Source organism: Mycobacterium sp. 1165196.3, from assembly GCF_001673415.1.
Taxonomy (GTDB): Bacteria; Actinomycetota; Actinomycetes; order Mycobacteriales; family Mycobacteriaceae; genus Mycobacterium; species Mycobacterium europaeum_A.
The window spans coordinates 1-6255 of the sequence record NZ_LZLU01000200.1 but is presented as its reverse complement, the minus strand read 5'-3'; the positions used below and the strand labels follow the sequence as shown (position 1 = coordinate 6255).

The 6255-nt window shown below is 68.9% G+C and carries 6 protein-coding genes; 3 read left to right on the top strand and 3 right to left on the bottom strand.

The genetic code is table 11. The features are described 5' to 3' along the window. Both eccE and eccA2 read left to right on the top strand, forming a co-directional pair. Nucleotides 1-1427: type VII secretion protein EccE (gene eccE, locus A5659_RS20850; RefSeq protein ID WP_067183963.1), on the top strand; the 1427-nt coding region annotated here is incomplete at its 5' end. A 60-nt stretch (nt 1428-1487) separates the two neighbouring features. Next, complete coding sequence (gene eccA2, locus A5659_RS20845; RefSeq protein ID WP_197498122.1) at nt 1488-3326, top strand: type VII secretion system ESX-2 AAA family ATPase EccA2; 1839 nt, start codon at nt 1488-1490, stop codon at nt 3324-3326. 5 nt (nt 3327-3331) lie between these two features. Here the strand turns inward: eccA2 and A5659_RS20840 are convergent, their stop codons facing one another. Together A5659_RS20840 and A5659_RS20835 are read right to left on the bottom strand one after the other, a co-directional pair. After that, complete coding sequence (locus A5659_RS20840; RefSeq protein WP_066870112.1) at nt 3332-3772, bottom strand: nitroreductase family deazaflavin-dependent oxidoreductase; 441 nt, start codon at nt 3770-3772, stop codon at nt 3332-3334. Between the two features lies 1 nt (nt 3773). Further along, nucleotides 3774-4625: an NAD(P)H-binding protein gene (locus tag A5659_RS20835; protein WP_067183960.1), complete on the bottom strand. Its 852-nt coding sequence runs from the start codon at nt 4623-4625 to the stop codon at nt 3774-3776. Between the two features lie 113 nt (nt 4626-4738). Between A5659_RS20835 and sigI the strand changes: the two genes are divergently transcribed. Further along, nucleotides 4739-5596: an RNA polymerase sigma factor SigI gene (sigI, locus tag A5659_RS20830; RefSeq protein ID WP_067139333.1), complete on the top strand. Its 858-nt coding sequence runs from the start codon at nt 4739-4741 to the stop codon at nt 5594-5596. Here sigI and A5659_RS20825 read toward each other — a convergent pair. Continuing rightward, nucleotides 5593-6255: MinD/ParA family protein (locus A5659_RS20825; protein ID WP_067183952.1), on the bottom strand; the 663-nt coding region annotated here is incomplete at its 5' end. The two genes, sigI and A5659_RS20825, sit on opposite strands and share 4 nt — an antisense overlap.

The window sequence follows — 6255 nt, the reverse complement described above, 5'->3', positions numbered from 1 at the left end:
GGGCGGTGTTGTGGCGGCGTGGCCGGCGCCCGATCGACTGGACGGCCCCGATCACCGTGGCCAACAACCGATCCGGTGGCGGCGTCCGCGTCCAAGACGGTGTCGCCGTGGTCGCGGTGCAGTTGCTGGGCAGAGGTCACCGAGCCACCAGGGTGACCGGCTCGGTGAGCGTCGAGACCGAAAACGTGTTGGACATCGTCGAATTGGTGCCGATGCTGCACCAGGCGCTTGGCCTGCAGCTCGATTCGATCAGCGTGGTCACCATCGGCTCCCGGCACGGCACTATCGGGGACTTTCCGCGTGTCTACGACTCCGAGATCGGAACCCCGCCCTACGCGGGCCGGCGTGAGACGTGGCTGATCATGCGGCTGGCGGTGATCGACAACGCCCAAGCCCTGTTCTGGCGCACGACCGTTGGCGCGGCGGCCATTTCGGTCGCACAACGCATCGCCGGACTGCTGCGCTGCCAGGGGCTGCGCGCCAAGGTGGCCACCGCCACCGACCTCGTCGAGCTCGACCGCCGGCTGGGGTGGGACGCGGTGTCGGGCACCGTGCAGCGGTGGAAAGCCATACGCGGAGAAGCGGGTTGGATGACCACCTATGCGTATCCGGCCGAGGCGATCACGTCACGCATCTCGCAGGCGTGGACGCTGCGCGCCGACGAGGTCATCCAGAACGTGACCGTCTTCCCGGACGCCACGTGCACCGTCACCATCACCGTGCGCACACCCACGCCGGCACCGACGCCGCCCAGCGTCATCCTGCGCCGGCTCAACGGCGAGCAGGCCGCCGCGGCGGCCGCCAACATGTGTGGCCCCCGTCCGCACCTGCGTGGATTGCGGCGCAGCCCGTTGCCGGCCGAGCTGATCACCGAGATCGGACCATCGGGCGTGCTGATCGGCAAGCTCAGCAACGGCGACCGGCTGCTGGTGCCGGTCACCGACGCCGGTGAGCTGTCGCGCGTGTTCGTCGCCGCCGACGACCCGATCGCCAAGCGGATCGTAATCCGGACCGCCGGCGCCGGCGAACGGGTGTGCGTGCACACCCGCGACATGTCGCGCTGGATCAGCGTGCGCATGCCGGAGATCAGCGTGGTCAACAGCCCGCGTCCCGCACCGCGGACCACCGTCAGCGTCGTCGAGTACGCCCCGCGACGGGGGGGCGGCGCGGGCGCGCTCGAGGGCGGCGGTATCGAGGCGGCGATCTCCCCGACCCCGCGACCGGCGACGGTGATCACCATCGCCCCCGCGGGGGCCCGCCTCTCCGAGGCGCATCGGAACGGCTTCGAGGTGATCATCGAGCAACTCGGGCCGGCGGTGGTCAACGTCAGTGCAGCAGGAGAGAATTGGCTCGTCGAGATGGACATGTTCCGCGCCGAGAACCGCTACGTCAGTCTCGAGCCGGTGGGCATCTCGGTCGGCACGTAGCAGGTCAGAAACACGAGTTTGAGGCACGGTGTGATGAGCGCAGTGCCGCGAGGGGTTGTGATGGGTGATTTGCAAACCGCCCGAAGGTATTTCGATCGTGCCATGGCGATCAAGAGCCGGCAGGGCCGGGCGGCGGCGCTGCCGGAGTTCGTCGCTGCCACCGACGCCGACCCGTCGATGGCCGACGCCTGGTTGGGGCGCATCGCGTGCGGTGACAACGACCTGGCGTCGTTGCGGCAGCTCTACGCCACCAGCGAATGGCTGCACCGCGAAACCACGCGCATCGGGCAGACGCTGGCCGCCGAGATCCAGCTGGGTCCCTACATCGGCATCACCGTCACCGACGCGTCACAGGTGGGGCTGGCGTTGGCGTCCGCGTTGACGATCGCCGGGGAGTACGCCGAGGCGGACCGGCTGCTGGCCAACCGTGACCTGCTCGATTCCTGGACCAACTATCAGTGGCACCAGCTGGCCCGCACGTTCTTGATGTACCGGACCCAACGCTGGCCGGACGTCTTGCTGGCCGCCGCCGACGAGTTGCCCGCCCAGGCCATCGTCATGTCGGCGGTGACCGCGTCGATCTGCGCGCTGGCCGCCCATGCCGCCGCCCATCTCGGGCAGGGCCGGGTGGCGCTGGACTGGCTGGACCGCGTCGACGTGATTGGGCACACCCAGTCGTCGTCGCGCTTCGACGCCGATGTGCTGACCGCGTCGATCGGACCGGCCGACATTCCGCTGCTGGTCGCCGATCTGGCCTATGTGCGGGGGATGGTGCACCGTCAGCTGCGCGAGGAGGACAAGGCCCAGATCTGGCTATCCAAGGCCACCATCAACGGCGTCCTGACCGAGGCGGCCAAAGAGGCACTGGCCGACCCGAACCTGCACCTGGTGGTCACCGACGAGGAAACCATCAACAGCCGCACCGATCGATGGGACGCCTCGTCGGCCAAGAGCCGCGACGAACTCGACGACGCCGCCGCCGCCGACGTGCGCGCCGAGCTGTTGGCCGAGGGCCGCAAGCTGCTGGCCAAGCAGGTGGGACTGGCCGCGGTCAAGCAAGCGGTCGCGGCGCTGGAGGACCAACTCGAAGTGCGGATGATGCGGCTCGAGCATGGCCTGCCGGTGGAGGGTCAGACCAACCACATGCTGCTGGTGGGTCCGCCCGGTACCGGTAAGACGACCACCGCCGAGGCGCTGGGCAAGATCTACGCCGGCATGGGAATCGTGCGCCACCCCGAGATCCGCGAGGTGCGCCGGTCGGATTTCTGCGGCCACTTCATCGGCGAATCGGGGCCCAAAACCAACGAGCTGATCGAAAAGTCGCTGGGCCGAATCATTTTCATGGATGAGTTCTACTCGCTGATCGAGCGCCATCAGGACGGCACGCCCGACATGATCGGCATGGAGGCCGTCAACCAGCTCCTGGTGGCGCTGGAGGTGCACCGGTTCGACTTCTGCTTCATCGGGGCGGGCTACGAAGATCAGGTGGACGCCTTCCTCACCGTGAACCCGGGTTTGGCCGGCCGGTTCAACCGCAAGCTGCGTTTCGAGTCCTATTCGCCGGCGGAGATCGTCGAGATCGCGCACCGCTACGCCACGCCGCGCGCCAGCCTGCTCGACGATGGCGCCAAAGAAACGTTCCTGGACGCGGCGACGACGATCCGCAACTACACCACCCCGGGCGGACGCCACGGCATCGACGCCATGCAGAACGGTAGGTTCGCCCGCAACGTCGTGGAGCGCGCCGAGGGTTTCCGCGACACCCGGGTGGTGGCCCAAAAGCGGGCGGGTCAACCGGTGACGGTCGAGGATCTGCAGATCATCACCTCGGCGGACATCCAGGCCGCGGTGCGCAGCGTGTGCTCGGACAACCGCGACATGGCGGCCATCGTCTGGTGACGCGGCTAGGCCGGTTCGAAGCGGAAAACGGCCAACCGACCCGCCAGCGCCTCGAACTCGTCGGGGGTGCCGTCCCGCACCATGCCCGAGCGTTTGGCGAAGGCCACCCCGACCGGGACCTCGGTGGGGAAGGCGCGCAGCACCGGTCGCGCCTCGCTGGCGGAGAGTTCGACGATCCGCACCGGGCGTGACCGTCGGCCGCGGCTCAGCGTGCCGGTGCCGGCCGCCCGCGCATTCGCGGCCCAGTCGGCGCCGGGGTAACCGGCCACGACGTAGAGGCCGCCCCGAAAGTTGAAGGGCGTCATCGGGGTTCGGCGCGGTTGGCCCGACTTGCGGCCGGGCACGGTGAGCACCATGGCGGGCCCCGTCGGGATCCCCAACCGTTGGACCGCCATCATGAACTTGTTCATGGGCTTGAGGTAGCGCGGGGGGCGTGGATCGGTCATCTCAGACTCCTTGTTTCTCGTTGCTGAACATCGCTCGGTGTTGGAAAACCCAGTGCGCGAACGGGACTGGCGGCCGACCGAGGATCTTCTCCACGTCGTGGGTGACCAGGGCCGGGTTGTCGAGCGTCTCGGCCTGCATGGCGAGGTAGGCGTCGGCGAATGCGGCGCTGAAGCCCAACCCGACGAATCGTTGCCGCACGGCATCGGCGGGGATCTCGAGGTACTGCAGCGGCCGGCCCAGGACGGCGCCGATGACCTCGACCAGCTCGGCGTTGGTGAAGGCCTGCGGACCGGTCAGCGGGATGCGTTGCCCGGCAAGCTCGTCGGTGAGCAGAGCGTGCGCCGCGACGCCGGCGATGTCGGTCTCGACGATCGGGGCGGCCGATGCCGCGGCGTAGGGTCCGGCGACGACGTCGCCGGCGCGGATCTGCGCCGACCACATTCCGGCGAAGTTGGTGGCGAACACCGTGGGCCGCAGGCTGACCCAGTCCAAACCGGAGTCGACGGCGAGGCGCTCGACCTCCCGGTTGCGGTCGCCGCGGAACCGGGACGGTTGCCGGGCGACGTCGTCGTCGGCGTTGATCGCCGACAACGCCACCAGCTTGCTGACACCGGCGGGCCCGCACCGGGCCACCACGTCTTCGAGTTGCGCACCCAGCGCCCGCGAATTCAGGAAGACCGCGGAGGCACCGGGTAGCGCCTCGGCGGCCGAGCCGAACACCTCCACCTCGGGGGGGAATCCGGCCGGCCCCGGTTGCCGGGTGACCGCCCGCACGCGGGCTCCCGCGGCCAGCAGTTCGGTGACGAGTGGGCGTCCGACGTTGCCGGTCGCACCGGTGATGACGATGGTCATGATGGGCATCCTTTCCGTGAACTTTGTGCACTGGGAGAAACGACGAGGCAAAAGGTGGGAAAGTTACCCGGGAGAACGTGTAACTTTTCGCCCCAGCAGATCGTCGAAGAGTCATGAACCAGTCGCAGTCCACCGGCGACCAGGTCGGCGAGGCCTGGCGTCGGCACCGCCCATACCTGGTCAACCTCGCCTACCAGATGCTGGGCGACATCGGCGACGCGGAAGACGTTGCGCAAGAGGCCTTTTTGCGATTCTCGCGCGCCGACGTGAGCGAGATCGAGGACGCCCGGGGCTGGCTGACCGTGGTGGCGAGCCGGCTGTGCCTGGACCAGGTGCGTTCGGCCCGCGCCCGATACGAACGGCCCGGAGAGGTTGCGGAGCAACCGGCGCCAGGCCGCTTCGACCCGGCCGACCGGGTCACGCTCGACGACGAGATCCGCACCGCCCTGCTCGAAGTCCTGCGCAGGCTCAGCCCCGCTGAGCGGGTCGCCTTCGTGCTGCACGACGTGTTCGGCGTCCCGTTCGACTCGATCTCGCAGACCGTGGGCCGCCCGGTCGGCACCTGCCGCCAGCTGGCGCGCAGGGCGCGCACGAAATTCCATGCGGCACAACCGAAATTGAGTGAAGTCGCATCGGCCGAACACCAATTGGTGACCGAGAAGTTCATCACCGCATGCGCCAACGGTGACCTCGAAGCGTTGGCCGCCGTCCTGGATCCGACGGTGTGGGGCGTGGGCACCATCCTCGCGGACCCGGCGCCGCCACAGCAGATCAACCACGGGCCAGATGCGGTGGCCACCAACCTGTTGCGCTACCTGTGGCCGGACGTGACCCTGGTCAGCGGCCCCGTCGGGGGACCGGTGCTGCTGGCCTTCAGCGAGCGCCGCCTGTTCGCCGTCATCGTGCTGACGATCCGCGGGGCCCGGGTCATGAAGATCGAGGCGATCGCCGACCCGTCGGCGCGGGCTTAGTTCGGCATGCCCGCGTGGTCTGCGCCGCCGTGCGGACGCGCCGCGAAGTATCCGGCGATGGTCGCGGTGATCTCGAGGAATTTGCGCCGCGTGGCCGGGGCCATCTCGTGACCCACGTCGATCACGCCGCCGGGCCGCAGGTGGGGATCGAAGGGCACTTCGATCACCGGCCGGCCATGGTCGGTGAATTCGCGGGCGAGCAACGCCCGGGTGCGTTTGTCGGCATGACCGTCGGAATCGTTGAGCACCACGATGGTGTGGCCCAACAGCGCAGCCAGGCCCTGATCCGCCAGCCACTCCATGGTCCGCGCGGCGGCGGATGCGCCGTCGGCCCAGGGGGAGGACACCACGATCAGCGCATCGAGGTCGCGCAGGACCTCCTGGGTGAGCGGCGCGTCCATGGTCGAACCGCAGTCGATGACCGAGATCGTGAAATGGCGGTCCAGGCGCAGCGCGGCTTCCCGGTAGATCGCGGGATCGAGCACTCGGCGCGGCCCCGACGCCGGCTCCCCGGCGAGGACATGAAGACCCGCGGCATTGCGGCCCAGCCGCGCCACCACATCGTCGAAGGATCGCAGGTTCTTGTCGGCGGTCAGCTCCCAGAACGAGCCCGTCGACGCCGGATCGATCCGGCTGCTGAGCCGTCCGAACGCGGTGTC

What these genes read in the sequence shown, in the direction of transcription:
- A5659_RS20835 (WP_067183960.1), bottom strand. Translation starts at nt 4,625, where the DNA reads ATGACCATCGTCATCACCGGTGCGACCGGCAACGTCGGACGCCCACTC.
- eccA2 (WP_197498122.1), top strand. Translation starts at nt 1,488, where the DNA reads ATGGGTGATTTGCAAACCGCCCGAAGGTATTTCGATCGTGCCATGGCG.
- A5659_RS20840 (WP_066870112.1), bottom strand. Translation starts at nt 3,772, where the DNA reads ATGACCGATCCACGCCCCCCGCGCTACCTCAAGCCCATGAACAAGTTC.
- sigI (WP_067139333.1), top strand. Translation starts at nt 4,739, where the DNA reads ATGAACCAGTCGCAGTCCACCGGCGACCAGGTCGGCGAGGCCTGGCGT.